The organism is Streptomyces rubellus, assembly GCF_036323805.1.
Lineage (GTDB): Bacteria > Actinomycetota > Actinomycetes > Streptomycetales > Streptomycetaceae > Streptomyces.
The window spans coordinates 1-26,073 of the sequence record NZ_JAZDCX010000031.1 but is presented as its reverse complement, the minus strand read 5'-3'; the positions used below and the strand labels follow the sequence as shown (position 1 = coordinate 26,073).

Annotated in this window: 21 protein-coding genes; 7 read left to right on the top strand and 14 right to left on the bottom strand. The window is 76.6% G+C overall.

Annotated elements, in window-relative coordinates; all coding sequences use genetic code 11:
• The first annotated feature begins 161 nt into the window (after positions 1 to 161).
• Positions 162 to 1,163: a phosphotransferase enzyme family protein gene (locus tag V1L54_RS26750; RefSeq protein WP_330120715.1), complete on the top strand. Its 1,002-nt coding sequence runs from the start codon at positions 162 to 164 to the stop codon at positions 1,161 to 1,163.
• Positions 1,164 to 1,410: 247 nt separating this feature from the next.
• A complete protein-coding gene (locus V1L54_RS26745; RefSeq protein WP_330120714.1) occupies positions 1,411 to 2,274 on the top strand; it encodes a putative protein N(5)-glutamine methyltransferase in 864 nt (287 codons plus the stop codon).
• 110 nt (positions 2,275 to 2,384) lie between these two features.
• On the opposite strand, the gene V1L54_RS26740 is transcribed toward V1L54_RS26745, so the two are convergent.
• The 3 genes from V1L54_RS26740 to V1L54_RS26730 form a co-directional block, all read right to left on the bottom strand.
• Positions 2,385 to 5,054: a glycoside hydrolase family 9 protein gene (locus tag V1L54_RS26740; RefSeq protein WP_443076803.1), complete on the bottom strand. Its 2,670-nt coding sequence runs from the start codon at positions 5,052 to 5,054 to the stop codon at positions 2,385 to 2,387.
• A 252-nt stretch (positions 5,055 to 5,306) separates the two neighbouring features.
• Positions 5,307 to 6,575, bottom strand: coding sequence for an NAD(P)-binding domain-containing protein (locus V1L54_RS26735; protein ID WP_330120713.1), 1,269 nt, complete (start codon positions 6,573 to 6,575; stop codon positions 5,307 to 5,309).
• Positions 6,576 to 6,646: 71 nt separating this feature from the next.
• Complete coding sequence (locus V1L54_RS26730; protein WP_330120753.1) at positions 6,647 to 7,984, bottom strand: carboxylate--amine ligase; 1,338 nt, start codon at positions 7,982 to 7,984, stop codon at positions 6,647 to 6,649.
• 247 nt (positions 7,985 to 8,231) lie between these two features.
• Between V1L54_RS26730 and V1L54_RS26725 the strand changes: the two genes are divergently transcribed.
• On the top strand, positions 8,232 to 9,407 hold the full coding sequence (locus V1L54_RS26725) for a glycoside hydrolase family 26 protein (RefSeq protein ID WP_330120712.1): 1,176 nt from the start codon (positions 8,232 to 8,234) through the stop codon (positions 9,405 to 9,407).
• An 86-nt stretch (positions 9,408 to 9,493) separates the two neighbouring features.
• Here the strand turns inward: V1L54_RS26725 and V1L54_RS26720 are convergent, their stop codons facing one another.
• The 9 genes from V1L54_RS26720 to V1L54_RS26680 form a co-directional block, all read right to left on the bottom strand.
• On the bottom strand, positions 9,494 to 10,624 hold the full coding sequence (locus tag V1L54_RS26720) for a GNAT family N-acetyltransferase (RefSeq protein WP_443076805.1): 1,131 nt from the start codon (positions 10,622 to 10,624) through the stop codon (positions 9,494 to 9,496).
• Positions 10,625 to 10,698: 74 nt separating this feature from the next.
• On the bottom strand, positions 10,699 to 11,598 hold the full coding sequence (locus tag V1L54_RS26715; RefSeq protein WP_330120711.1) for a YveK family protein: 900 nt from the start codon (positions 11,596 to 11,598) through the stop codon (positions 10,699 to 10,701).
• On the bottom strand, positions 11,595 to 12,872 hold the full coding sequence (locus tag V1L54_RS26710; protein ID WP_330120710.1) for a glycosyltransferase: 1,278 nt from the start codon (positions 12,870 to 12,872) through the stop codon (positions 11,595 to 11,597). The genes V1L54_RS26715 and V1L54_RS26710 overlap by 4 nt, the downstream gene beginning before the upstream one ends.
• Positions 12,869 to 13,690, bottom strand: coding sequence for a polysaccharide deacetylase family protein (locus V1L54_RS26705; RefSeq protein WP_330120709.1), 822 nt, complete (start codon positions 13,688 to 13,690; stop codon positions 12,869 to 12,871). Before V1L54_RS26705 ends, V1L54_RS26710 begins: the two co-directional genes overlap by 4 nt.
• On the bottom strand, positions 13,680 to 15,374 hold the full coding sequence (murJ, locus tag V1L54_RS26700) for a murein biosynthesis integral membrane protein MurJ (protein ID WP_330120708.1): 1,695 nt from the start codon (positions 15,372 to 15,374) through the stop codon (positions 13,680 to 13,682). Before murJ ends, V1L54_RS26705 begins: the two co-directional genes overlap by 11 nt.
• Positions 15,371 to 16,909, bottom strand: coding sequence for an O-antigen ligase family protein (locus V1L54_RS26695; protein WP_443076802.1), 1,539 nt, complete (start codon positions 16,907 to 16,909; stop codon positions 15,371 to 15,373). The genes murJ and V1L54_RS26695 overlap by 4 nt, the downstream gene beginning before the upstream one ends.
• A gap of 1 nt (position 16,910) precedes the next feature.
• Positions 16,911 to 18,467 (bottom strand): exopolysaccharide biosynthesis polyprenyl glycosylphosphotransferase, encoded by a 1,557-nt coding sequence (locus V1L54_RS26690; RefSeq protein ID WP_330120707.1) that lies wholly within the window; start codon positions 18,465 to 18,467, stop codon positions 16,911 to 16,913.
• Entirely contained in the window at positions 18,464 to 19,738 is a 1,275-nt protein-coding gene (locus V1L54_RS26685; RefSeq protein ID WP_330120706.1) for a glycosyltransferase, read from the bottom strand. The genes V1L54_RS26690 and V1L54_RS26685 overlap by 4 nt, the downstream gene beginning before the upstream one ends.
• Before the next feature lie 71 nt (positions 19,739 to 19,809).
• The gene (locus V1L54_RS26680; protein ID WP_330120705.1) at positions 19,810 to 20,913 is read right to left on the bottom strand and encodes a DUF3344 domain-containing protein; all 1,104 of its coding nucleotides are present in this window, start codon (positions 20,911 to 20,913) and stop codon (positions 19,810 to 19,812) included.
• A 292-nt stretch (positions 20,914 to 21,205) separates the two neighbouring features.
• Here V1L54_RS26680 and V1L54_RS26675 point away from each other — a divergent pair, with 292 nt between their 5' ends.
• Complete coding sequence (locus tag V1L54_RS26675) at positions 21,206 to 21,451, top strand: chaplin (RefSeq protein ID WP_330120704.1); 246 nt, start codon at positions 21,206 to 21,208, stop codon at positions 21,449 to 21,451.
• A gap of 110 nt (positions 21,452 to 21,561) precedes the next feature.
• On the opposite strand, the gene V1L54_RS26670 is transcribed toward V1L54_RS26675, so the two are convergent.
• Positions 21,562 to 22,149 carry a copper chaperone PCu(A)C domain-containing protein gene (locus tag V1L54_RS26670; protein WP_330120703.1) on the bottom strand — a complete coding sequence of 196 codons (588 nt, stop codon included), beginning with the start codon at positions 22,147 to 22,149 and terminating at the stop codon, positions 21,562 to 21,564.
• Positions 22,150 to 22,305: 156 nt separating this feature from the next.
• On the opposite strand from V1L54_RS26670, the gene V1L54_RS26665 reads away from it, so the two are divergent.
• Positions 22,306 to 22,509: a hypothetical protein gene (locus tag V1L54_RS26665; protein WP_330120702.1), complete on the top strand. Its 204-nt coding sequence runs from the start codon at positions 22,306 to 22,308 to the stop codon at positions 22,507 to 22,509.
• Positions 22,510 to 22,655: 146 nt separating this feature from the next.
• On the opposite strand, the gene V1L54_RS26660 is transcribed toward V1L54_RS26665, so the two are convergent.
• Positions 22,656 to 23,084: a hypothetical protein gene (locus tag V1L54_RS26660; protein ID WP_330120701.1), complete on the bottom strand. Its 429-nt coding sequence runs from the start codon at positions 23,082 to 23,084 to the stop codon at positions 22,656 to 22,658.
• Between the two features lie 114 nt (positions 23,085 to 23,198).
• On the opposite strand from V1L54_RS26660, the gene V1L54_RS26655 reads away from it, so the two are divergent.
• The gene (locus V1L54_RS26655) at positions 23,199 to 24,077 is read left to right on the top strand and encodes a DUF72 domain-containing protein (RefSeq protein ID WP_330120700.1); all 879 of its coding nucleotides are present in this window, start codon (positions 23,199 to 23,201) and stop codon (positions 24,075 to 24,077) included.
• Between the two features lie 547 nt (positions 24,078 to 24,624).
• On the top strand, positions 24,625 to 26,004 hold the full coding sequence (locus V1L54_RS26650; RefSeq protein WP_330120699.1) for a transglycosylase family protein: 1,380 nt from the start codon (positions 24,625 to 24,627) through the stop codon (positions 26,002 to 26,004).
• Positions 26,005 to 26,073 lie beyond the last annotated feature (69 nt).

The following is a 26,073-nucleotide window of genomic DNA, read 5'->3' as shown; positions in this document are numbered from 1 at the left end:
GTCTGTGCCGCCTCTCCTGTGGTCTTCGGCCCGCCGCCCGGACGGTTCCCCGGGCGGCGGGGTGCCCTGCATCGTTACCCCGGACCGCTTCCGCCGACCCGCCGCGCGGCGGGCCCGGTCTCCGGGTGGGGGAACCGGCCGGACCGGATAGGTTCGGCCGTATGGAGGTACCGCCCGAGGACATCGACGAGTCCGCCGTGCGGCGCGCCCTGCGCGCCTGGGGCATCGACGCCGTGTCGGCAGCGTACGCGCCGGTCGGCTTCGGCGACCACCACTGGACCGCGGCCGGCGCCGACGGGCGGCGGTGGTTCGTCACCGTCGCCGATCCGGCCGGGAAGGAGTGGTGCGGCCGGGGCCGGGAGGCGGCCTTCCGCGGGCTGCGCCGCGCGATGGACACCGCGTCGGAGCTGCGGGCCCGGGCGGGGCTGGAGTTCGTGGTGGCGCCCCTGCGGAGTGCCGGGGGCGAGACGGTGCGCGGGCTCGGGGAGCGGTACGCCGTCAGTGTCTTCCCGTACGCCGACGGCCGCCCCGGCCGTTTCGGCCGGCCGCTGGCCCCCGGGCGGCGCGACCGGGTGGTGGAGACGCTCGCCGCGCTGCACCGGGCCGCTCCCCCGGCCCGGGCCCCCGTCCACCGGCCGGAGCTGCCGGGCCGCACCAGGCTGGCGGAGGCGCTCGACGGACTCGGCTCCCCCTGGCGGGGCGGCCCGTTCTCCGAGCCCGCCCGGGCCCTGGTCGCGGACCGCTCCCGCGCCCTGCGCCGGCGGCTGGCGGAGTTCGACCGGCGGGCCGGCGAGCTGCTGCGGAAGGCCCCGGAGCCCGTGGTCACGCACGGCGAGCCGCATCCGGGCAACCTGCTGTGGCGACCGGACGGCCGGCCGCTGCTGGTCGACTGGGACACCGTGGGGCTGGCGGTGCCCGAACGGGACCTGTGGCTGGTCGCCGACGGGCCGGACGGCCTCGAGCGGTACGCGGAGGCCACCGGCCGCGCCCCCGATCCGTCGGCCCTGGCGCTCTACCGTCTGCGCTGGGCCCTCGACGACCTGACCGCCTTCCTGGACTGCTTCCGCTCGCCCCACACCCGGACGGCCGACACCGAGACGGCCTGGCGGGGGCTGGCCGACACCGTGGCACGGCTGGCCGGGGACGGTGCCGCGCACCCTTAGCGGCGGTCCCGCCGCCCGCGCGGGTGCGGCCGTGCGGAAGTCCGGGGCAGCCGCCGGCGGCCCGGTGCTCCGCGCGGTGACGCCCCCGCCCCCCTTCGGCTAGGGTGATCGCGTCAACCGCAGTGGACGCGCCGGGAGGTGAGACCCATCAACGCCAGGTCCAACCGGGCGCTCCCGTCTCCCACCCCCGCGGCCCCCTCGGCGTAGGCGGCCCGGAGAGCGCCCTTCGGCATCCCGAAAGGCCACCGTGTCGTCCTCTCCCTCCTCCCGCCCCTCCTCCCCACCCTCCACGCTGTCTCCGTCCGCCGTCGCCGGCCGGCTCCGGGCCGGGGGCTGTGTCTTCGCCGAGGACGAGGCGCGGCTGCTGATCGCCGCGGCCCGCACTCCGGACGAGCTGGCCGCCATGGTGGAGCGGCGGGTCGCCGGCCTGCCGCTGGAGCAGGTGCTGGGCTGGGCGGAGTTCTGCGGGCTGCGGATCACCGTGGACCCGGGGGTGTTCGTGCCCCGGCGCCGCACCGAGTTCCTCGTCCGTACCGCCGCCGCCCTGGCCCGCCGCGACCGCGGCGGGGCCCCCGGCCCGGCCCGCACCGTCGTGGTCGACCTGTGCTGCGGCTCCGGCGCGCTGGGCGCCGCGCTGGCCGCCGTCCTGGAACGGGACGGGGTGCCCGTCGAACTGCACGCCGCCGACATCGATCCGGCCGCGGTGCGGTGCGCCCGCCGCAACGTCGCCGCCTTCGGCGGCCGGGTGTACGAGGGGGACCTGTACGCCCCGCTGCCGGACGCGCTGCGCGGCCGGGTCGGGGTGCTGGTCGCCAACACCCCCTACGTGCCCACCGGGGAACTCGGGCTGCTGCCCCCGGAGGCCCGGGTGCACGAGCCCCGTACGGCACTCGACGGCGGTACGGACGGGCTGGCCGTGCAGCGGAGGGTGATCGCCGCCGCCCGGCGGTGGCTGGCACCGGGCGGACGGCTGCTGGTCGAGACGGGCGGGCACCAGGCGGCCCGGACGGCGGCGGCCGTCGCCCGCGGCGGGCTGGTCCCCGAGGTGACCGGCTGCGGGGAACTGGAGGCCACCGTCGTCGTCGGCACCCGGCCGGCCGCCGCGGGATGACCGCGCCCGGGCGCGGCGGAGGGCCGGGACGCCCCTCGCGGGGTGTCCCGGCCCTCCTGTCAGGCGGTCCGGAGCGGTTCCGGCGGTGTGGTGCGGTGTGTCAGGTCACCTCACTTCACCGTGCACTTCTGCCCGTTCAGGGAGAAGGACGCCGGGTCGGCCGCCTGGCCGCCGGCCGTGCCGTTGAAGCCGAAGCTCACGGTCGTGCCCATCGGGATGCTGGTGTTCCACTGCGCGGGCTTGGCCACGACGTCACGACCCGTCTGGGTCACCTCGGCGCTCCATGCCTGGGTGATCTTCTGGTCGTCGGGGAAGGCCCAGGCCAGCTCCCAGCCGCTGAGCGTGGCGGCCCCGGTGTTCCGCACGGTCACCGTGCTGCTGAAGCCGCCGCTCCAGCGGTTCGAGGCGTACTCGACCTCGCAGGAGGCCGTCTCGCCCGGCTCCTCACCGGGGTTCTCGCCCTGGTCGCCGCCCTGGCCGAGGTCGTCCGCGTAGGAGGCGATCCAGGCCAGCGGGGCGTTCCAGTTGATGGTGATCTCGTTGGTGGCCCAGGACTCGATGTCGTCGATGTAGCACATCGCCGGGGCGCAGCCCTGGAGCTTCTCCTGGGCGACCGGGTCCTGGATCTCGACGTTCGGACCGCCCGCGACCGAGCCGGGTGCCGGGTTGGGCAGGTCGGGGTCGAGCTGGTTGGCCCAGAACCGGTGGTGCTGGTTGCGGGAGTCCCGCTCGCCGTAGCCGGTGACGTACGACTGGTTGAGCGGGTTGCGGCCCAGCAGGTAGTCCAGGCCGCGCAGCACCGCGTCGCGGTAGGCGGTCTCACCGGTCAGGTCGTGCGCGGTGGCCAGGACGACCATGTTGTTGAGCACCTGGCTGTTGGAGCCCCACACGTAGTGGTTGTTCTCCGGGGCGTAGGGCACGCCGTAGGCGGCGCCGCGGGAGTCGGCGGCGTAGCCGTCGGCGGCCTCGGTGACCATCTCGCGCACCTGCCGGAGCTGGGCGTCGGTGAGGTCGTTGGGCACGGTGGCCAGACTCAGGGCGCCCAGACCGGCGGTCGCGCCCCAGGACATGCCGCCGCGCGGGAAGACGGCCCCGGTGTCGCCGTGCAGCTCGGAGTTCAGGACCTCCTGGCGGTAGGCGTCCTTGCCGGTGGTGACGAACAGTTCGGCGGCCGCCCAGTAGAACTCGTCGCTGACCTCGTTGTCGCTGTACGCGCCGCCACCGGTGCCGTCGTTGGGGTCGGCGAGCATGTCCGGGTGCGCCTTGGCGGCGGCCCAGGCGGTCTCGGCGGCGTCCAGGCAGCGGGCGGCGAAGTCCGCGTCGTACTCCTCGAACAGGCGGGCGCACTGCGCGGCGGAGGCGGCCACGTTCAGGGTGGCGGCGGTGGACGGCGGGTGCAGCTCGCGGGGCTGCGGGTCCTCGTGCGGGAGCAGCGGCAGGCCCGTCCACTCCCGGTCGTGGATCTTGTGGTGCGCCATGCCGGCGAGCTCCTCGCCCTCGGGCACCATCATCTTCATCAGGAAGTCCAGCTGCCAGCGGGCCTCGTCCAGGATGTCCGGGACGCCGTTGCCGCGCTCGGGCACCCGCAGCTTCCCGTCGCCGAGCTTGTCGCCGCCGGTGTTCTCGGTGGTGAGGGTCCGCTCGAAGTTGGACATCACCTGGGCGACGGAGATGCCGCCGTTGACGACGTACTTGCCGTGGTCACCGGCGTCGTACCAGCCGCCGGAGACGTCGAGGGTGTAGTCGCACACGCCCTCCTGGCAGGGCACCTCCAGGTCGCCCTGGTTGGGCTCCACGCCCACGTGGCCGGCCGGGCGGGCGTACTCCTCGCCGACGAGGTCGGCCTCGATCTCGATGCCGCTGCGGTTGTGGTAGAAGTACGCGAGCGCGTCCGAGCGCAGCGAGGAGTACAGGTCGTCGCCGATGTCGAACGGCTCGCTGGTCTCGCCGTCGACGCTGATCGTGTAGCCCTCGCCGGCCTCGGTGAAGTCACTGAAGTCGAAGGTGTGGACGTTCTGGAACGAGGTCGGGTCGGTGCCCTGGGGCTCGGTGGTCCCGGACGCCTGCTCGCTGCCGTCGGCGTCCTTCAGGGTCCAGGTCAGCGGCTCGGTCTTCTCCGTCACGAAGGTGCCGCTCTTGGGGCCCTCGGTGAGGTAGCCGACCTGGTTGACCCGTACCGGTGAGCCGGTGTCGGGCTCGTACCTGGGCGGCTCGGCGCCGCCGCGCAGCGAGACGTCGTCCACGCAGAAGGTGTACGCCTCGTCGCTGCCGCCGATCTGGAAGGCCAGCTGGGCGGCCTCGTGGTCGGCCTTGGCGGTGAAGACGTGGGTGAAGGTCTGGGCCTCCTCGGTGATCCGGTCCGGCGCGGCGAGCTCCGTGGCCCACGGTTCGACGGCCATCTGCACGTTGGTGCGGATGGTGACCGGTGAGGTGGCGCTCGCGGTGTAGGACAGCTCGTAGCCCTCGCCGAGGGTGAGGGGGAGGTCGTTCTGACCGACGATGGCGTCCCACGGGTTCTGGGTGCCGGCGGGGACCTCGGCGCACAGCCGCCCGTCGACGACGCGTGCGGGGCTGTTCTCCGTGGACCACCATCCGGTGGTGCCGGCGGCGAAGTCGCCGTTGGTGATCAGCTCGGGGCCGTCCGCCGACTCGGCCGCGAGGACGGGCGCTGCTAAGGCGCCGGCCAGCAGTCCGGCGACGGCCAGCACGACCGGCGCGCGGCGCCTGCCGCGGCGTGGCGGGCCCGACGCGTGGGGCTGACGGGACGGATGGGATGTCACAGTTCGGTCCTTCCGGCGTGGGGAAACGGGCAGGGAACAGTGCGACAACATGCCGGGACAGCACTCCGACGTGGGGGGTGGGAGCGCTCCCATGCATCGTGGAGTGCGCGGCACAGGGCGTCAAGATGCGCGACGGCACTAACAGTTCCGCGCACCGGGCGCGCCGGCCTCCCGCCGCTCAGCCGGGACCGGCCCGGGTCCGTCCGCCGTACGGCGCCGGACGGCGGACGGACCCGGAGTCCCCCGCGGCCGTCAGCCCAGCGGGGCGGCGGCGCGGGAGCGGCGGCTGCGGGTGCCGGGCACGGGACGCCGGGTGGCGGGCGGCTGCGCGGCCAGCCGGCGCCGCACCCCGCGCACCAGCCGCTCCGCCGTGAAACCGGCTCCGTGGACGAACCGCATGGCGGGGCCGAAGGACGGCGCCGTGAGCAGCCCGGCGAAGAACAGCCCCGGCAGGGAGGACTCGAAGCAGCCGCCCACCTCCGGCGCCCGGCTCGTGCCGGCCGTCCGCAGCACGCCGCGGACGGCCGGGTCCAGCAGTTCCAGCCGCCCGACGTCCGGCCGGAAGCCGGTGGCGGCCACCACGTGATCGGTCTCCAGGGCGGTGACCGTCCCCCGGCTGCTCTCCAGGGTCAGCCGCACCGTCCCGCCGGTCTCCACCGCCGCCCGCAGCCGGTGTCCGAGCAGTACCGGGATCCTGCTCTCGACGCGGTCGCGCAGCCACCAGGCCCCGGCCGGGCCCAGGGCCGTGTCGGCGATCCGCGCCCGCAGCCCGCCGGGCAGCCGGCGCACCGCCCAGGGCAGCTCGGCCCACACCCAGCTGGACCAGCCGGTGCCCAGCCCGCTGTGCGGCTCGCGCAGCGAGCGCAGCGGGCCGCGCCGCAGGGGCTGCGGCGGGGTGTTCCAGTTGACGCGCTCGGCGCGGGCCACCACCCGGGGATGGGCACCGCACTCGGCCAGCAGCGCGGCGGTCTCCAGGGCCGCCTGCCCGGCACCGAGCACCGTGACGTCCCGGCCCCGGAAGACGGACAGGTCGCGGTGGTGGCTGCTGTGCGTGGCCAGTTCACGGGGCAGTGCGCGCAGCGCCCCGGGGACGTGGACGAACGGCATCACCCCGACCGCCAGGGCGACGGTCCGCGCCCCGTGCGCGACGCCCTCCGCCGTCTCCACCAGGAAGCCGTCCGGTCCGCGCCGCACACAGACGATCCGCTCCTCGTCGACCCGCGGTACGGCCCGCTCGCCGAACCACAGCCCGTAGTCGGTGAAGACGTCGAGCGGCAGCGGTCTGCCGTGCTCGGCGCGCAGCCCCCGCCGGGCGCAGTAGGCGGCCAGGGTGTGCGCCCCGGCCGGGTCGGACAGGTTGGAGGACCAGGGTTCCGACTTCAGGAACATCCCCTCGGGCATGTGGTCGCGCCAGGAGGCCATCGGCCTGCCGAACGTGCGCACGGTGATTCCGGCCGCCGCCGCGTGGGCCGCGATCGACAGTCCGTAGGGGCCCGCGCCCACCACTACCAGGTCGTACATGATCGTTCCTGCTCTCTTGTCGTGCGGGAGGGTGTCGTTCGGGGGCGCCGGGGCCGCGGGCGACGGCGGCGTCAGGAGGGCTCCGGCCGGGCCGGTTCCGCCGCCGGCACGGCCCGGCGCTGCCGGGGTGGGTGCAGGACGTGCCACCGGGTGCGCCGCAGCGCCTTCCAGCCGCCCTGTCCGAGCCAGGCGGCGGTCATGGCCAGGAAGGGCGCCGGGTCGTCGGGGGCGAACCAGGCGGTCTCCATGTCCCGGCGGACGTCCCGGTCCGGACGCGTACGGGCGCGCCGGGCGGCGGGCGGCCCCGGCGGCGAGGACAGCGAGGACAGCAGAGCGTAGTTCTCCACCACGAACGTCCGGCCCGGCACGGGACCGGCCGGGGTGACGGCCCGTCCGGTGAGATCCAGGTGCAGGGCCCGTACGACGTCCAGCCCGGACCGGTCGGCGAACAGCCGGAACTGGGCGCCCGGGCGCGGATTGAAGTCGAGCAGCTGGTAGGTGCCGGTGCCGGTGTCGAACCGGAAGTCCAGGTCGAGGATGCCCCGGTAGCCCAGGTGCCGGGCCAGCCGGTGGGCGGCCTGCTCCACCTCGGGGTTCGGCAGCCACCGGCCGACGGCCGTCAGACCCGCGTCCACCGGCCAGGCCCGCTCCTTGCGCCCGGTGCCGCCGGCCGGGCAACTCCCGTCGGCGGTGAAGCAGCCGTGGAAGAACCAGTCGGTGCCCCGGCCGCCGGGCACCCGCCGCTGCAGCAGCAGCGGACAGCCCGCCTGTGCGGTACGCGCGTACAGGGCGCGGGCCTGGTCGGCCGTCGTGACCACGGTGGTGCTGCGCAGCCCGCTGCCGCCGGGCAGCAGCCAGGGGCGGCTCCACTTGGCCACCAGGGGCAGTCCCAGCTCCACCGCGGCGGCGGCCGCCTCGTCGGAGCTGCGCGGCACCACGGTCGGCGGGTGCGGCACTCCCAACTTCCGGCACAGTCCGGCGAGTTCCGCCTTGTCGGCCACCCGCCGCGGCAGTCCGGGCGGCTGGGCGGGCAGCAGGAAGCGCCCGGCGAGCCGCCCGGCGAGCCGGGCGGCGGCGATGGCACCCAGATCGTCCATCGGGATCAGGACGGACGGCCTGCCGATGCGACCGGAGATCGTGCGGAGCGTCTGTTCGAGCCGGCCGTCCGACATCACGCCGTCGGTGCCGGACGGGAGGCGGCCGCCGTCCCCGCCGTCCACCGGCAGCCGGTGCCCCTGGCGCAGATGGCGGGATCGGCTGATGGGGCCGTACGGGGACTCCACGACGGCGTGCACCTCGACACCGGCACGGCCCAGGGACCTGATGGCCCCCAAGGTGCCGTGGTGGAAGGGGTTCTGGTCCAGTCTCAGCAGCAGTACGGGTACGTCGGTGTCGAGCGGTGGCGGCATGGGCACGGGAATTCCTCGGTTCTCCCTGGTGGTTTCCGGACGGTTTTCCGGTGGGGCGCCGGTGGCGCCCCGGATTTCCTCCGGCCCGCTGGTCCGAGCGGGCGACGAAAACAGCGAACGGGTTATCAGAAAGCAGTCGGGCGGCCGATTTCGCAGATCCTCCGATTAGTGTCTGAATTCCGGGGGGAATTCGCGCGGGGGCGGGGAGGGCGCGAGAAGGGTTCCGGTGAAGCGGCAAGGAGACACCATGCGCCAACGACACGGCGGACCGCGCGGGGCCGGACGGCACCGCAGGCCGGCGGCACCCGGGCGGCGCCGGAGGCTGACGACCGCCTGCGTCGGGGCCGCCGTCGCCGGAGCACTCGTCGCGGGCGGCGCCCTGGCGACCGACGTGCTGCGGGAGGACGGCCCGCGGCCCCGCCCGCCGCGGGCGTCGTCCGGCACCGCCGTGGGCGCCTTCCTCGGCTCGGACTCCGCGGGGGTCCGGCGGATCGCCGGACTGCAGAAGTGGCTCGGCGGCACGCGCCTGCGCGTGGGGCACACCTACCTGCCGGGCGACCGCTGGGTGAACATCGAGGGCAGGCCCGGCTTCCTGCGGCCCTGGGCACAGTGGCGGCGGGCCGAGGCCGACCGGCTGTTCGTGCTCAACGTGCCGATGCAGGAGCGCAACGAGGAGAACGTGCCCGACCACGAGGTGCGCCGGCTGCTCGCCCGGGGGGCCGGGGGCGAGTTCGACCACCACTTCCGCACCCTGGCCGGGCGGCTGGTATCGCTGGGGGTGCCCGACACGGTGATCGTGCTGGGCTGGGAGATGAACGGCACCACCTACACCCACCGCTGCGCGCCGGACCCGAAGGCGTGGAAGGCGTACTGGCGGCGCATCGTCACCGCCATGCGGTCGGTGCCCGGGCAGGAGTTCCGTTTCGACTTCGCCCCCAGCCGCGGCAGGGACGCCATCGGCTGGACGGAGTGCTACCCGGGGGACGACGTGGTGGACATCATCGGGATGGACTCCTACGACCAGCCGCCCGGCGAGACCTTCGACGACCAGGTGAACCAGCCCTACGGTCTGCGGCACCAGGTGGAGTTCGCCGCCGCGCGCGGAAAGCCGGTCTCCTACCCCGAGTGGGGGCTGTTCCGCCGGGGCGACAACCCCCAGTACGTGCGCCGCATGCTGGAGTGGATCGAGGAGCAGAAGCCGCTGTACCACACCATCAGCGACTACTGCCCCCACGGGGTGTGGCGCTGCGCGGAGCATCCGAGGTCCTCCGCGGTGTTCCGGTCGGCGCTGCGGCCGGGGCCGGGCGGGCCGCCCCGGCCCGGCCGGCCGGAGTACTGCCTGGACCTGGAGGACTGGCTGGGTGCCTGGTTCGGCGGACGGCGGCTGTGTGTGACCCTCTCCTCGCGGGAGGGGGGCCGGTGACGGGCCGGCCGGGGCGCGCACCGCTCGCCGCCGCGGCCCGCCCGGCCGCCTGACGAGGGCATCCGCCGGGGCGGCGCGTACCGCCCTCACCGCACCCCGGCCAGGATCGCGCGCCAGCGGTTCAGCCGGGACCACCAGACGCCCGGCACGGGGCCCCGGCCGCGTACCGCTCCGGCCAGCCGGACGCGGGCGGCCCACCGGGCGGCGTGGAGCCGCAGGGCCGGGGCCATGACGGGGCGGGCCAGCAGCAGCCGCCGGTTGGTGACGGTCTCGGGCCGCCAGTGGAGCTTGTACGGTTCGGTGCCGCGCAGCAGGCCGATCACTCCGCGGCCGGTCGCGGCGGCGTACTCCGCGTCGTGCCGCAGCAGCATGGCGGAGACGTCGACCCGGGCGCGCAGCCCGGGGTGGGCGCCGTGGAGGTAGCCGCCCAGGAAGTCCTCCGAGAGCAGGACGGCGTCGACGGCCACCACCCTGCCGTCCAGCCGGTACTCGGTGACCCGGGCGGTGCCGTCGCGCACCATCGCGGTCAGGGCCCGGACCAGATGCCCCGCGAAGCGCGCTCTGAGGTGCTCTGGGGTGATCCCGCGGCCCCGCCACTGCAGGACGTGCAGCCTCAGCAGGACGGCGACCGCGGCGGGCACCTCCCCGGCGGGCACCGCCCGGTGCTCGACGCCCGCGCGGTCGAGCCGGCGGACCTTGCGGCGCAGCCGGCGGGCACTGGTGCGGGGCAGCCGGGCGAGCAGCCCGTCCAGGGGGAGGCCGGGGAGTTCCAGGCACGCCGAGTCCGCCAGTTCGCGCCGGGGGCCGGACCAGTGCCGGTACAGCCGCTCGGCGCAGCCCCCGGGGCGCACCTCCCGCAGGTCCACCACGGCGGTACGGGCCGCCCGGCGCAGCCCCGCGGCGAGCGCGGCGGCCGCGGCGTCGGCACAGGAGTCGTCCAGCAGCACGTCGCAGTGGTCGGAGATGCCCGTGCCCAGCGGGACCAGGACGGGGAACGGCCGGAAGGCCAGCATCAGCGGCGCGGCGCCGACCAGTTGTCCGGCCCGGTGCACCAGCACCAGGCGCAGCCGCCCGGGCAGACCGTAGGACAGCCACCACGAGTGCAGCCAGGGGTGGGTCTGGAAGGGCGTCGCGGCGCGGCAGCGGCGGTGCAGGTCGGCCCACCGCGGGCCCAGGGCGGCGAAGCGCGCCGGATCGCGGCACAGGGTCACGGACAGCGCGGTGGCCGGTTCCGGGCCGTTCGCGGGCGGGGCGTTCGCGGGCCGGGCCGCCGCGGCGGGTGCCGGGCCGGTCACCGGACGGTCCGGCGGGTGCGCTGTCCGCGACCGCCCCGCGCCTTCGCGGCGGACGCGGCGGCGGGCACGGCGGCGGGGGCGGCGGCGGGCGCGGGGTCGCCCGCCGTGCCCCGGTCCGCCGCGGTGCCGTCCCCGGCGGTATCGGCGCGCGTATCGGCGCGCGTATCGGCGGGCCCCGGCGGCACGGGCCGGCGGTGGTCCGGACCGGGGGCGGGTGCCGGTACGCCGGGGAGCGCCGCCGCCGTCCGGCGGGGACGCGGCGCGGCGAGGAGGGCGAGGGCTCCGACGAGCCCCCCGGCGCAGCCGCCCACCGCGGCGGCGAGCGCCGGGGAGGGCGAGGTGGGCTCGTCGGGGGCGAACGCCGAGGAGAACGACGACAGCCGCACCCCGGTGCCGTCGGCGGCCCGGTTGCCGGTCCGGGTCAGGGCGTCGGCCACCGCGTTGGCGACGGCCGCGGCGCGGTCGGGGTGGGAGGCGGTCCCGGTGATCTCCACCATGGGGGCGTCCGGCGAGGTCGCCGCCCGTACGGCGCTCCGCAGTTCGCGCACCGGCATCCTCGCCGTCTCCCCCGCCGCGGCCAGGACGGTGCCCTCGGTGGCGACCCGGCCGTACGCCTGGGCGAAGCCGAGGGCCGCCGTCGCGTCGGACCGCTCCCCGGGGACGACGACCACATAGCTGGTCGCGGTGTACCGGGGGGTGGCGAGCGTCCCGTAGGCCGCCCCGCCGAGCAGCCCCAGCAGGGCGCCCAGGGCCAGCGGCCACCAGGCGGGCGGTGCCGGGCCCCACCGCGCGGGGCGCGGGAACCGCGGCGGGCCGGCGGACCGGGAGGGCTCCGCGGACCGGTCCGCGGGCTCCGTGGGCTGGGCAGTGGGCCGCCTGGTCAATGCGGTGCTCACCTCTTCGTCCTCGTCGTCTTCGGCGGTGTCTTCAGTGGTGTCTTCAGTGGTGTCCTCGGCGGCGTTCCCGGCGGCGTTCTCGCCGGGTTCGCCGGCGCGGGCAGGACGGGCAGGCGCAGGGTGAGCGTGCGCTCGGCGCTGCGCCCGTGGAGGTCCTCGTACAGGTCCATGAGCAGATCGGCGCTGCGCGCGACGTCGTAGTGGCGCACGGCCTCGCAGACCGGCGCGCGGCGCCGCCCGGCCGGTACCGACGAGGGCTCCCGCAGCGCCGCCGCCAGGCTCTCCGCCCCCGGCCGCACACGGTGCGCCCCGGGCGCCTGTCCGGCGGGCAGCTCGTCGATCGCCGGGCAGGTCACATGGAGCACGGGCAGCCCGGCCGCCAGCGCCTCCAGCACGGCCAGCCCGAAGGACTCCTCGGCGGACGGCGAGACGAAGACGTCCATGGCGCTGAGCAGTCCGGGGATGTCCGGTCCGGCGCCCGGCCCGGTGCCGTCCCCGCCCCCCACCGCTCCCCCGCACTCCCCCAGCAGCCGGACGCGCTCGGCGATGCCGAGCCGGTGGGCCAGCCGCCACAGCCGGGACCGCTCCGGGCCGTCGCCGGCCAGCACCAGATGGGCCCCGGGCAGCCGCGCGACGGCCCGGAGCGCCACGTCGAAGCGCTTGCCGGGCACCAGCCGGCCGACTCCGCCGACCACCAGGGCGTGGGCGGGCAGTTCCAGCCGGGTGCGCACGGCCGCCCGCGCGATGGGGTCGAAGCGGAAGCGCGCGGCGTCGATGCCGTTGGGGACGACCCGGATCCGGGAGCCGGGCACGCCCCAGTGCCGCAGCCGGGCGGCGACGGTGGCGGAGACCGCGACGGTGGTGGTGCCCAGCCGCTCGGTGGCCAGGTACAGGGCACGCACCCCCGGGGTGAGCGGACGGCCCTCGATCAGCCGCTCGCCCAGCGAGTGCTCGGTGGCGACCACGGTCCGCACCCCGGCCAGCCGGGCGGCGAGGCGGCCGTAGACGCAGGCCCGGTACAGATGGGTGTGGACGATGTCGTAGCGGCCGGCGCGGATCAGCTCCACCAGCCGGGGCAGGGCGGCCAGATCGCGGTTGCCTCGCATGCCCAGGCAGGTGACCCCGGTGCCGTCGGCCTCGATGCCGTCGGCGACCGCGCCGGGGTTGGTGAGGGTGACGACGTCGCAGCAGATCGGCAGCCGGCGCAGCAGCAGCCGCAGTTGCTGCTCGGCGCCGCCCGCGCCCAGCCCGGTGATGACGTGCAGCACCCTCATCGGCCGGCCCCGGTGAGTCCGGTGCGGAAGCCGCCGGCGGCCGGTGCGGCGGCGGGACCGGGCACGGGGCGGCGGCGCAGCGGGTGCAGCAGCCGTTTGACGTGCAGCCGCCAGGCGGTGTCCGCCTCGCCGACGTGCACCCGGGGCAGGGCGTACGTCCCGGTCAGCGGACCGGGGTCGATGGCGCAGGCGTAGCCGTAGCCCGCCGCGCGCACGGCCCGGGCCACCCGGCGGTCGACGGTGCCGTAGGGGTAGCAGAACCCCGGCACGGGGCGTCCGGTGAGCTCCTCCAGCAGCCGCCGGCTGCCCTCGGTCTCGCGCCGCAGGGCCTCGTCGCCGATCCCGGTCAGCTCGATGTGGAGCATCCCGTGGGAGCCGATCTCCATTCCGGCGCCGACCGCCGCCCGGATCCCGGTCTCGGTCAGCAGCGGCTTGCGTGGACCGAGCGGGTCCCACTCGTTGCCGCCGCCGAGCCGGCCGGGCAGGACGAACACGGTCGCGGTGCAGCCGTGGCGGCGCAGCAGCGGTACGGCCTCCCCGATGAAGTCGGCGTAGCCGTCGTCGAAGGTCAGGCCGACCAGGCGGGCGCCCCGTCCGGCGGCGCGCTCGCGCAGCAGCTCGCCCACCCCCACGCCGCGCAGGCCGCGCCGCCGCAGCCAGCGCAGCTGGCGGTCCAGCCGGGCCGGAGAGACGGTGACGCCGTAGGGGTCCTCGGTGCGTTCGGCCACCGAGTGGTACATCAGCAGCCAGGGGCGCGCCGGGCGGGGCCGGCCCGGCGCGGCGGACGGGGCGGGTGCGGACGTCGGATCAGCGGGCATGTCGGAACCTTCGTGTGACGGCGGTGAGCAGCTGGGGTACTTCGGGGGCGCGGACGGCGAGCGCCACGGCGGTGAAGACGGCCGGGACGACCAGGCAGCCGGCCAGGACGGTGGGGAGCGGGGCGGGGACGAGCCGGGCCGCGGCCCAGCCGGCCGCGCAGGCGGCCGCGGCGGCCGGCACCAGCCGGCCCAGGCCGGCCGCCACCCGGCCCACCCGGACGGGGAGCACCCGGGTGCCCAGGCCGTGCAGGAGCAGCAGCGCGGTGGCGGTGATCCCGGCGGCGTTGGCCGCGGCGATGCCGTGGACACCCCAGCGGGGCGCGGCCAGCGCCCCTGCCCCGACCGTCAGCAGCAGGCCGACGGCCATCGCCCCGGCCGGGTACCAGACGGGCCGGGCGGCGGCGAAGAACGGCCGCACCAGGGCACCGGCCAGGCAGTGGCCGAGCAGACCGAGGGCGTACACCCGCATGACCGAGGCCGTGGCGGCGGTGTCCGCCGCGCCGAACGCCCCGCGTTGGAAGAGGAGTTCGATGATCTGGGGGGCGTAGGCGATCACGTAGGCGGCGCCGAGCAGCACCACCACGGCGGCCAGCACCAGATCGCGCTCCACCCGGGCCCTGGCCCGCTCGGTCCGGCCGTCGGCCATGGCGCGGGCGACCAGCGGGAAGGTGACGGTGCACAGCAGCAGGGAGAAGGTCATCGGCAGCTGGGCGACCTTCTGGGCGTAGTTCAGGTGCGAGATGGCGCCGGGCGGCAGCGAGGAGGCCAGGAAGCGCTCGACGAGCACCTGGGACTGGCGGGAGAGGGCGAAGACGGCCACCGGCGCGAGCACCGCGCCGCCCACCAGCACCGCCGTGCGCGGACCGGTGCCGCGCCGCCGCCCGCCGCGCCGCGGGCGCGCGCCCGGACGTACGGACAGGCGTACGGACAGGCGTACGGCCGGGCGCATGGGCAGCCGCCGCCAGAACGCCGGGAGCTGGACGAGGACCATCGCGGCGCTGCCCGCGGCCACCCCGAGCGCGGCGGCGCGCACCCCCCACCGGGCGTGCAGAACGAGGACGGCGGCGATGATCGTGAGGTTGTAGGCCAGATAGACGGCCGCCGGGGGGACGAAGCTGCGGTGGGCGCGCAGCGCCGCGCTGAAGTACCCGGCCGTGCCGAAGCCCAGCACGGTCAGGGCGGTCAGCCGGGTGCACTCCACCGCCAGGGCCGGATCGGCCAGCCCGGGCGCGAGGCCGCGCACCAGCAGGGGGGCCAGGAGCGCGGTCGCCCCGGCGGCGCACGCCAGTGCCAGCAGCAGCCGGGGCAGCGTCGCCGCCAGCAGGGCCCGTACGGGATCGGGGGCGGGGCCGGAAGCGGGTTCCGGCCCGCCGCCGCGTGCCGCGGCCCGGCGGGAGAGCGCGAGGCTGAACGCGGGCACCAGCACCAGGGCCATGGCGTCCTCGATGAGGAGGGTCGCGGCGAACTCCGGGACCGTCCAGGACACCAGGAACGCGTCCGTGTCGCTGCCCGCCCCGAACAGGTGGGCGACGGTCTGGTCCCGCACCAGGCCGAGGAAGGAGCCCGCCGCCGTCAGGACGGCGGTGGCGCCGGCGGCCCGGGCGACGAACCGGCCGCCCGGTGCGCGGTCCGCCGGCGCGTGCGGACCGGGGGGCGGCGGGGGCGCGGTGGGTGCGGTGGTCACCTGGCGTCCGTCCCCTTCCCGGCGGGTTCCCCGCCGCCCCGCGCCGCCCGTACCGCCGCCCCCGGTGCCAGTGCCCACCAGGCGGCCAGTCCGAAGGCCACGGCGGTCAGCACGGTCGAGGGGCCGCCGATGTCGGCGTACAGGAAGTCGGTGAGGTGCAGGACCAGCAGGCCGACCGCGGCCAGCCCGCAGTCGGTGCCCCGGTCGCCGTACGGCCCCGCGTCCGGCCCGGGTGCCGGGTCCGCCGTCCGGATCCGGCGCAGTCGCCGCACCCCGAGCACCAGGAGCGCCGCCCAGCCGCCGAGGACGGCGGTGGCGCCGGCCAGCCCCTGCTCGGCCAGGACGAGCAGGTACATGTTGTGCGGGGACAGCAGCGGCTGGCGGTGGAAGTCCCGCCCCGCCCCGGCGGTGTCGCTCGCCGAGGACAGCGCGAGGGAGGCATGGGTGTCGCGGTGTCCGGCGAAGCCCCGGGGCCCCACCCCGGTCACCGGATCCGCGCGCCACATCGCCACGGACGCGGCCCACAGGGCGTAGCGGTCGGTCACCGAGCTGTCGGGGGCGTCGGCCACCTCGGTGATGCTGCCCGCCCGCCGGGCGAGCTGCTCGCCGCCCGTCCCCGCGCCGCCGGCCAGGACCGCTCCGGCGGCCGGCGACACCACCAGCAGTACGGCCAGCAGTACGGCCAGGGTGCGCAGTGCCGTCCGCGCCCCCGCCAGGAACAGCACCGCCGTACCGGCCACCGCGGTGGACAGCCACGCCCCCCGGCTGAAGGAGAGTGCCAGCGGCACCAGCAGGACGGCCGCGGACGCGAGCGCCGCGGTCCGCAGCCGGCGGGACGTGCCGGGCGGCGGGGCCAGGCCGAGGGCCAGGGCCGCGACGACGCCGCAGGAGACGGCCGACGACATCCCCATGACGTCCAGCGGTCCGAAGGTGCCCACGGCGCGGACGTTCTCCCCCTGGTAGGAGGCGCCGGTCCCGGTGAGGTACTGGTGGACGCCGACCGCGCCCTGCACCAGGGCGACCGCCACCAGGGCGGCGAGGACCAGCCGGGCGCACCGGTGCGAGCGCAGCACCAGCACCAGGGCGGCCGGAACCAGCACGAAGACCTGGAGCAGCCGTACGAGGCCGGGCAGCGCGGCCGCCGGATCGTGGGCGGCGACGGCCGACAGCGCGAACGCGGCGGCGGGGACCGCCAGTACGGCGACGGCCGTACGGTCCAGGGGCCGGTCCCGGGCGCGCAGCACCAGCAGCGCGCAGCACAGCACCAGGATCCCGGAGGCGGCGTCCGCGGCGGTGGCACCCGTGCCCGCGGCACCGGGGGCGGGCTCGGTCCCGGCGGGTACGCACACCAGCGCGACGGTGGCGAGGACGGGCAGCACCGGCCAGTGGGCGGCGGCTGCCCGGAGCCGGCCCGGTGCTCCGTCCCGGGTGCTCTCCCACCGGTCCGGCCGGCCGGACCGCCGCTCGTCCCGCAGCCCGTCCCGGGTCCGGCCGTACGCGGCCGGGGCGGCGGGGGCGGGGGCGGCCGGGGGCACCTCAGCGCCCTCCCAGCCGGAGCACGGAACCGGCGGTGCGCAGCAGGAGCCCGATGTCCTGCCACAGCGACCAGGTGTCGATGTAGTGGTTGTCGAACCGCGCCCGGTCCTCGATGGAGGTGTCGCCGCGCAGCCCGTGCACCTGGGCCAGTCCGGTGATCCCGGCGGGCATCCGGTGGCGGGCCGCGTAACCGGGGTGGAGCCGGCTGAACCGCTGGACGAAGTAGGGGCGTTCGGGCCGCGGGCCGACCAGGCTCATGTCGCCGCGCAGGACGTTCCACAGCTGCGGGAGCTCGTCGAGCGAGGTGCGGCGCAGCGCCCGGCCGACCGGGCTCATCCGCCGGTCGTCGGCGACGGACCACCGGGTCGCCGACTCGTGCTCGTCACGCGGGCGCAGGGTGCGGAACTTCAGCACGGTGATCGGACGGCCCGCCAGCCCGACACGCTCCTGGCGGAAGAGCACCCCGGGGCCGTCGGCGATCCGCACGGCGAGCGCGCAGGCCAGCAGCAGCGGCGCGAGGGCGACCAGGGCGGTGGCGGCGACCACCACGTCCAGGGCGCGTTTGCGGCGCGGTGTGCCGGTGCGGTGCCGGGGCGGCGGGTCCAGCCGGCGGCAGGCGAAACCCCACAGGTGGTCGCCGCCGCGGAGCCGCCCGGCGGTGTGCGGGGCGGACGGGCCGGCCAGCCACACGGTGCAGTCCAGTGCCGCCAGGAGCGGGACGAGTTCCGCGGCCGCCGGGTCGGAACGGGGGTCCTGGGTGAGCACCACGTCCCGCACGGCGTTCTGGACGGCGGCCCGGACGATGTCCTCCTGCCCGGTGAGCACCGGCACGGGGATGTCGCCGCCCGGTTCGGCGTCCGGCCCGGTGTCCGGCTCGGGAAAGGGATCGGGGAGGGAGTCGGCGCCCGGCTCACCGCCGGGATCGGCCAGGCCGACCGGGCGCATGCCGTACTCGGGGTGGGCGTGCAGGGCGGCGGTGATCCGCCGGGCGGTCCGGCCGGTGCCCACCACCAGGGTGGAGCGGGGCCTGCGGCGGCCGGCCCGGCGCAGCGCCAGCCGGACCGTACCGCGCGCGGCGCAGGCCAGCACCGTGTGGGCCGCCACCGCGACCGCCAGGGCCGTCCAGCCCAGGGCCCGGCCGGGGGCGGTGGCGGCGAGCAGCGCCGCCGCCACGCACCAGGCGAGCGCCGCCCTGCCGAACAGGGCGGGCAGCTCGTCGAGCGCGACGGCGGCCGGAGCGGTGCGGTACAGGCCGCCGTGCGCGTTGAGCGGGACCGCGGTCGCCGGCAGCACGGCCCACAGGACCGCCGCGCCGGGCGAGCCCGGCGCGGCGGTGGCCGCGGTGATCACGGTGACCGCCGCGACCGCCGCCAGGCAGTCGGCCGCCACGAGAGGGGCGGCGGTGCGGGGGCCGCGGCGGAGCCTGCGCGGCCGGGGCGGCATCCGCCGCGGGAACGGGCCGCGCCGCGGGGGCGCGGGGACCGCCGGGCGGACGGTGGACGGTGGCGGGGTGAGGACCTGGTTCGGGTGGGATGTCCCGGTGTTCTCCGCGGTCATCGCCTGGTGCGCTCCATGGGTGCGGGGTGGGGGTGAGGCTGGGACGGGGAGTGGGGCAGGGGGCGGGGAGGCTCTCCGGCGGTGCGGCGGCCGGGCGGTACGGCGGGCCGCCCGGCCAGCACCTCGTCGTACAGCTCCATGACCCGCGCCGCCGTCCGCCGTACGTCGTGCGCGGCCCGCACGTGCTCGCGGGCCCGCCGTCCCAGGCCGTCGCGCAGTTCCGGATCGGCCAGCAGGGCGGCCAGCGCGCCGGCCAGGGCACCGGGATCCTCCGGGGGGACCAGGCAGTGGCCGGCACCGCCCGGCGGGAGGCTCTCGGCGGCGCCGGCCACGTCGGTCACCACCACCGGGCGCCCGCAGGCCATCGCCTCCAGCGGGACGAGGGCCATGCCCTCCCAGCGGGAGGGCAGCACCACCGCGTCGGCCGCCGCGTACCAGGGCGCCGGGTCGGCGGCGGCCCCGGCGAACAGCACCCCTTCGGGTGCCGCCGCGCCCAGGGCCCGCCGGTCCGGACCGTCGCCGACCAGGACCAGCCGGGCGCCGGGGATCCGGGCGGCCACCTCAAGCCAGGCCCGCAGCAGGACGTCCTGGCCCTTCTGGCGGCACAGCCGGCCGACGCAGACCGCCAGCGGGGCGTCCGGCGGCAGCCCGCCGAGCCCGGGCAGGGCGGCCCGGACGGCGGCCCGGGCACCCCCGGCGGGACCGTCCGCCGGGCGGAAGCGTCCGGTGTCCACGCCGTTGGGCACCACCGCCCAGCGGGCGCGCACACCCGCCGCCGCGCCGCGCCGCCGCTCGTCCTCGCTGACGCACAGCACCCGGTCCGTCCAGCGGGCCGCCAGCCGCTCCCAGCGCCGGGCGAGGAGGGCGGTGGCACCGCCGACCGCCTCGAAGGACCAGGCGTGCGGCTGGTGGACGGTGGGGACCCGGCCGCGGACGGCCAGCCGGCCGGCCAGCCCCGCCTTGGCGCTGTGCGTGTGCACCAGGTCGGGGGCGGTGTGCCGGATCAGGCGGGCGGCCCGGGCGGTTTCCCGGCACAGGCCGGGGCCCGGGGCACGCCGGGCGGGCCAGTCCAGCACCTCGGCACCGGCCGCGGCGGCGTCCCGGCCCAGTGTGCCGCCGGGCGGGCAGGCCACCACGGCGCGCAGTCCCGCGGCGGTCTGGGCGCGCACCAGATCGGTGACGACCCGGGCCACGCCGCTCCCGGCGGGCTGGGACAGGTGCAGCACCGTCCGCACCGTCCCCGGCTCCGTCTCTGTTCCGTTCTCAGGCACGCGACAACTCCCCACACGGTTCCGGTCCGACGCCGCTCCGGCCCGGCACCCGGAGGGCGCCGGGCCGCGCCTCACCGGCGCGCGTCGGTCTGCAGGAAGACCGCGCCCAGCTGGTAGCCCTCGCCGCGGTCGGTGAAGCGGAGCGTCACCGAGTCGCCGCCGCGCCGCAGCGCGGGCGCGATGTCGTAGACGTCGGAGTCGTAGCCGAGGGTGTTGGCGTGGGACGGGACCCGGCGGGTTCCCGGCCGCCCGTGGTCGGTGATCGTGGAGTTCATCAGGTCGCCGGCGGGGTTGGCCCGGTCGCGCACCCCCGCCTCCGGCCCGGTGCCCGCGCGCACGGCCAGCGACTCGCCGCCCTTGCCGCGGTCGCCGTTGTAGGCCACCACGCCCACCGAGCCCGCGGCCCCCGGTGGCACCGGCAGGTCGCCGGCGGTGAACCGGAGGGTGTCACGGGCGGTGGTGGTGGCCTCGTAGCCGTCCATGACCACCAGATGGCGCAGCGGCTCCCGCCGGTGCTCGTAGGCGGTCACCAGTGTCCAGCCGCCCCAGGCCCCGGCGGGCGAGTGGCCCCGGGCGACGTTGAGCTGGGCGACGGTGTAGAGGCCGCCGCCGGACCGCGCGACGAGGCCGGTGACGTCGGCCGAGGCGGTGTAGCCGTCGGTGAGCCGGGTGCGGCGGTGGCCGACGAGGGTGTCGGCGAGGACCTCCTTGTACCGGCCGCCCGGTTCGGCCACCAGTACCCGTCCGTTGTCCGCGGGGGGCTTCTGCTCGCCGACCCGGAGGTTGCCGCCCCAGTACAGCCGGGCGTAGGTGACCCGGGCCCCGGCGGGCAGCCGCAGCTCGGCGCGGCTGGAGTTGTAGGTGTTGGGGTCGTCGTCGACGTCGACGTACGTCATCTCGTAGTCGCCGTTGGTCCCCGTGCCCGTACCCCGCTGGACCGCCGGGCAGGACGGCGCCCCGGCGCTGACGGGCGAGGCGCAGGTGGCCGCGGAGTTGGCGGCGCGCACGATGCCGCCGTGCTGGGTGGCGCGGTAGCGCTCGGCGAACGGGACGCGCGGTGCCTCACCCGGTGTCGGCGCCGGCGCGGCCGCGGACGGCGACAGCGTCATCGCCAGGGCCGCGGATGTCAGTGCGCACACCACGCCGCGGCTGGTGAACCCCACGGAAAAACGCATGGATCTTCTCCGATCGATGCCGATCAAATCGGAGCAAACCATGACAGAGAACCGGCTTGCCGCCGGAGAGACGCGCGGGGATTGCGCCGGGTGTGTGATCACTCCGACGGGCTGGAAGAAGGTGCGGAAACGGCCCGCGGCCCCTTCGTTCGGAGTTCCGTCCGGAGCACCTTCCGGGCCGCCGTACACCGGATCGGCGGACAAATAAGCCTATCGAGTGATCATGCGTATCCCTTCTCTCCGGCCCGGCGTTGGGAGGGTGTCCCATTCACAACCTGAAAGGAGTACGGCGATGATCCGTATCGCCAAGGCCGCCTCCCTCGCCGCGGCGGGCTGCGCCCTCGTCCTCGGCGGCGCGGGAGCCGCGGCCGCCAGCGACGGCGCCCACGCCCAGGGGGCGACCATCGGCTCCGGCGGCATCGCGAGCGGCAACGTGGTCCAGGTCCCGGTCCACGCGCCGGTCAACGTCTGCGGCAACACGGTGAGCGTCATCGGCCTGCTGAACCCGTCCTTCGGGAACACCTGCCTCAACGCGTGACCCGGGGCGGCGGCCGCCGCTCCTCCCCCGCCGCCCACGCGGGTGGAAACCGGCCGGGCCCGGTGGGATCCCCTCCCACCGGGCCCGGCCCCGTGCGGGCGCACCGCCCCTCAGCCGAAGGGCGGTGGCGCGGCCAGGTCGTCCCGGGGCTCCTCGGGAGGCTCCTCGGTCTCCTCGGTCTCCTCGGGCAGGACCTCCTCGGGGGACTCACCGTAGGTGGGCGGCTGCGCCTGGACGTTCAGTTCCAGGGATCCCACGGGATCGAACTCGAAGGTGACCGGGACGAAGTCACCACCCCGGATGGTCTGTTCCACATCGCGCAACACCAGGTGCACCCGGCCGCGCTCCAGTTCCCGGAAGCCGTCCGGCGGCACGGTCACCGCCTGCGGCGCTTCCTCCCCCTCCGGCGCGACGATGTCCACCGACGCGGCCACCGGGGACTCCGCGCCGACCAGCCGGGCGTCCTCCCCGCCCGGTTCGTTGTCGTTGTAGACCCACAAGTACAGCGGGACGTCGTCGCCCTCCCGCCACGGCTCGCCGTCCCGCGGCTCCGCCAGGTGCGCGTACCGCACGTCGACGAAACCGACCTCCCCGTTGGCACCCGGCTGGTTGTAGTTCTCGGGCAGGGCGCACCCGCCGAGGAGGAGGGCGGTCAGCGTTCCGACCGCGAGGGCCCTGACCGGTGTGCGGGGCGGCATCGGCGGCTCCTGTTCCAGAGGCTTCCCGTGCTCCGTTCGGGACGGTCGGCGTCCTCGGGTGCCACAGCGGCGGACACGGGAAACCGCCCGGAGAGGTCACGGCGCCTGTTTCACCCCAAGGGCCCCGGGAACCCGCCGCCGCGGAGGTGAACGGACATGCCCGAACCCGGCAGCAAGGAGTACGACAAGCAGCGCGCCCGGCGCCGCAAGGAGGCCGAGCGGAGCGGCATCCCCGACCGGCACGCGAACGAGGAGGCCAACCGGTCGCTGCAGGAGGACCCGCACTGGCGCTCCTCCGGACCGCGGACCGAGCGAGGTCTGGGGCCCAAGGGTGAGCGGCCGGAGTCGGAGGGCGGCTGACCGGCCGTCCCGCGGCGCCCCGCGCCCCCGCCGTGCGGCGGGGGCGCGGGGCGCCGCCGTACACGCCGCACGCCCCGGAGGACGTCAGGGACCGCCCGCCGCGCCCCGGAGGACGTCAGGGACCGCCCGCCGCGCCCCGGAGGACGTCAGGGACCGCCCTCCTCCTTCTGCCGCCGCACCGCGTCCCGTTCGCCCGCCGCGTCCCGGGGCAGATCGCCGCCCTTGGGCGGGTCCACCTCCACCGGCGGGATCCAGGGACCGCGCTCCGTCCTCTCGCCCGGCTGCATGCCGGGGACCGGCCCCTCGGCGATCTCGGGCTGCTCGATGTCGGGGCCCGACACCGCGTGGACCCCGCCCTTGCCCTGCGGGGACGGGCGGGGCGGTTCCGCACCGCTCCGGGCGGGCCAGTGGCGCTCACCCGTCCCCGGGTCCTCCCCGCTCACCCCGGGAACGGCGTTCCCGGGGTTGCGGGTCCGCTCGGCCTCCTCGGCGATCTCCCGGGCGCGCCGCTCCCGGTCCGCGCCGCCCGTACCGCTGTCCCGGTCGCCCTGCCTGTCCCTGTCCGCGCCGGTCATGGCTCGCTCCTTCCTGAGTGTTCCGGGACGCACCCGGCATCCCGTGTGCCTCCGGATGCCGCCGGTGCCTCCTGACGGCGGATCGCGCCGACGCCGCGCGGGTACCCCGTGCACATGGGAAGCATTCTGGTGGGCACCTGCTCGTGGACGGATCCCGCGCTGGTCGCCGGCGGCTGGTACCCGCCGGACGCCCGGGACGCGGAGGGCAGACTGCGGTACTACGCGGGGCGGTTCGGGCTGGTGGAGGTGGACGCCACGTACTACGGGCTGCCCAGCACCCGCAACAGCGAGCTGTGGGCGGCCCGCACCCCGCCCGGCTTCGTCTTCGACATCAAGGCGTTCTCCCTGCTCACCGGCCACTCCACCCGGATCGGCGCGCTGCCGCGGCAACTGCGTCCGGCCGGGTCGGAACGGGCGTGGGTGCGGCCCGGGGCACTGCCCCCGGCGACCGTGGAGGAGGTCTGGCAACGTTTCGCGGAGGCCCTGGAGCCGCTGCGCGCGGCGGGACGGCTGGGGGCGGTGCTGATGCAGTTCCCGCCGTCGCTGCGTCCCGGCCCCGAGGCGGAGGAGTTCGTGGCGCGCTGCCTGGGACGCGCGGGCGCGCTGGGCTGGCGCACGGCGGTGGAGTTCCGGGACCCGAGGTGGTACGAACCGGAGCGGTCCGCGCGGACGGCGGCGCTCGCCGGGCGGCACCGGTCCGCCCTGGTGGCGGTGGACACCGCCCGGGGCCTGCCCGCCTCCGTGCCGCCGGTGGCCGTGGCGACCACCCCGGAGCTGTCGGTGGTCCGGTTCCACGGCCGCAGCCCGCACTGGGGCACCGGCGGCAAGGAGGACGCCTACCGGCACCGGTACGCCAAGGAGGAGCTGATGGAGTGGGTCCCGCGGATCCGGGCACTGGCGGAGCGCACCGAGCAGGTCCACGTCCTGTTCAACAACTGCTGCGGTGACGCTGCGGTCGGCGCCGCCGAGACCATGGGCTGCCTGCTGGCCTGAGTCCCCGCCCGGGGCTCGGGCCGGCCGGACCGGGGAGGAACGGCGGACGAACGGTGCGCGGCCGAGGGGCGGGAGGGCCCGGAACGCCACAACGGTGCGCGTACCGCCGGACCGCCGCGCCCACGAACGGGCGGGCGACACCCCCGGCACCCCGGTGACGGCGGCCCGCGCGCTGTCCGACGCCGGGAGGGCCGGGCGCCGGACGGCCGGCTCCGGTGCCCCCGGACATCGGCCCGGCCGGGACGGACGTCTTTCCGGCCGGGGTGCGGCGGGTCCGGTGCGCGCCGGTCCCGGCCGGAAGGCGGCCGGCGAAGTACGCGCCACCGCTGCGGAATCGTGGATTCCGCTTCCCTTTCCGAGCTGTCCGGAAGGACATTTCACGCGGTCGTGCGCCGCCTCCGGTGCGCCCCGGGGGGTTTCCACATCCCAAAGGCGACCCTTGCCGGATTGCGACGGGGGTGTTTATCTTTGGCGCGCTCACCAACAGCTTTCTCTGAAAGCTCAACTGACGGAGCGCCGGGTTTCGGCGTAAGGGGAGGGACCGGCTGTGGCCGGACGTGGTCGTCATCGCCGCTACAAGCCCAACGCGGTTTCCCGGGCATCGCTGACCGTCACCGCGGGAGGCGCGGGAATCGCCATCCCCCTGGTCGGCGCCAGCGCGGTCCAGGCGGCACCCCAGGAGATCTGGGACAAGGTCGCCGAGTGCGAGAGCAGCGGCAACTGGAATATCAACACCGGCAACGGCTATTACGGCGGGCTGCAGTTCAAGCAGAGCACCTGGCAGGAATTCGGCGGCACCGCCTACGCCCCGCGCGCCGACCAGGCGACCAAGCAGGAGCAGATCGCCGTCGCCGAGCGGGTGCTGGACGGACAGGGCCCGGCCGCCTGGCCGGTGTGCTCCTCCCGGGCCGGGCTGACCTGGGAGCACCGCGACTCCCCCGAGGACCGGGCCCCCGAGCGGACGTCCGAGCGCCGCACCGGGCAGCAGGCCGGGCCGGCCGAGGAGCGGGCCGAGCGGCAGGCCAGACCCCAGCAGCAGACCGGATCCCAGCAGGCCGCCCCGAAGGCGCCGCGGACCGCGCCCGCCGACGCGCCCGCCGACGCGGGCCGGGCGTACCAGGTGACCAGCGGTGACACCCTGTCGGGGATCGCGGACGAGCACCAGGTCCGCGGCGGCTGGCAGGCGCTGTACGAGAGCAACCGCACGGTCGTCGGCGACGACCCGGATCTGATCTTCCCCGGTCAGCGGCTCCAGCTCCAGCAGAGCGTGCGGGCTCCGGAGAGGACCGAGCGCCGGGCGGAACGGCCCGCCGCCGAGCCGAAGGCCCCGCAGAAGCCCGAGGCGCAGAAGAAGGCCGGGACTCCGGAGAAGGCCACGGGTCGGCACCGGGCCCAGGAGAAGCCGAAGGCCCAGGCCGAGCCCGAGGCCCGCAAGGAGGTCAGGGCCCAGGCCAAGCCGCAGGAGGACCGCAAGCCCCCGAAGGCCGCCCCGGAGCCGGCCCCGAAGGCGGAGAGCGGCACGTCCTTCCACGCCCCCGTCTCCGGAGCGGGCCCGAGCACCGCCTACCGGCAGTCGGGCGGCAGCTGGTCCAGCGGTTACCACACCGGTGTCGACTTCCCCGTCTCCACCGGCACCCCGGTGAAGTCCGTCGGCCGCGGCGAGGTCGTCTCGGCCGGCTGGGGCGGCGCGTACGGCTACCAGGTCGTCATCCGGCACACCGACGGCCGCTACAGCCAGTACGCCCATCTGTCGGCGATCTCCGTACGCACCGGGCAGCAGGTCTCCGGCGGCCAGCGGATCGGGCGCTCCGGCTCCACCGGCAACAGCACCGGCCCGCACCTGCACTTCGAGATCCGCACCGCCCCCGGCTACGGCTCCGACATAGACCCGCTGGCCTACCTGCGCAACCACGGCGTCCGGATCTGAGTCCCGCTCCTGTTCCCCGTTGTTCCCCGCTGTTCCCACCCGCGGTCCTGGGGGCGGCCCACCGGCCCG

What these genes read in the sequence shown, in the direction of transcription:
- V1L54_RS26705 (WP_330120709.1), bottom strand. Translation starts at nt 13,690, where the DNA reads ATGCCCGCTGATCCGACGTCCGCACCCGCCCCGTCCGCCGCGCCGGGC.
- V1L54_RS26655 (WP_330120700.1), top strand. Translation starts at nt 23,199, where the DNA reads ATGGGAAGCATTCTGGTGGGCACCTGCTCGTGGACGGATCCCGCGCTG.
- V1L54_RS26735 (WP_330120713.1), bottom strand. Translation starts at nt 6,575, where the DNA reads ATGTACGACCTGGTAGTGGTGGGCGCGGGCCCCTACGGACTGTCGATC.
- V1L54_RS26665 (WP_330120702.1), top strand. Translation starts at nt 22,306, where the DNA reads ATGCCCGAACCCGGCAGCAAGGAGTACGACAAGCAGCGCGCCCGGCGC.
- V1L54_RS26670 (WP_330120703.1), bottom strand. Translation starts at nt 22,149, where the DNA reads ATGCCGCCCCGCACACCGGTCAGGGCCCTCGCGGTCGGAACGCTGACC.
- V1L54_RS26675 (WP_330120704.1), top strand. Translation starts at nt 21,206, where the DNA reads ATGATCCGTATCGCCAAGGCCGCCTCCCTCGCCGCGGCGGGCTGCGCC.
- V1L54_RS26680 (WP_330120705.1), bottom strand. Translation starts at nt 20,913, where the DNA reads ATGCGTTTTTCCGTGGGGTTCACCAGCCGCGGCGTGGTGTGCGCACTG.
- V1L54_RS26710 (WP_330120710.1), bottom strand. Translation starts at nt 12,872, where the DNA reads ATGAGGGTGCTGCACGTCATCACCGGGCTGGGCGCGGGCGGCGCCGAG.
- V1L54_RS26730 (WP_330120753.1), bottom strand. Translation starts at nt 7,984, where the DNA reads ATGCCGCCACCGCTCGACACCGACGTACCCGTACTGCTGCTGAGACTG.
- V1L54_RS26725 (WP_330120712.1), top strand. Translation starts at nt 8,232, where the DNA reads ATGCGCCAACGACACGGCGGACCGCGCGGGGCCGGACGGCACCGCAGG.
- V1L54_RS26750 (WP_330120715.1), top strand. Translation starts at nt 162, where the DNA reads ATGGAGGTACCGCCCGAGGACATCGACGAGTCCGCCGTGCGGCGCGCC.
- V1L54_RS26690 (WP_330120707.1), bottom strand. Translation starts at nt 18,467, where the DNA reads ATGACCGCGGAGAACACCGGGACATCCCACCCGAACCAGGTCCTCACC.
- V1L54_RS26660 (WP_330120701.1), bottom strand. Translation starts at nt 23,084, where the DNA reads ATGACCGGCGCGGACAGGGACAGGCAGGGCGACCGGGACAGCGGTACG.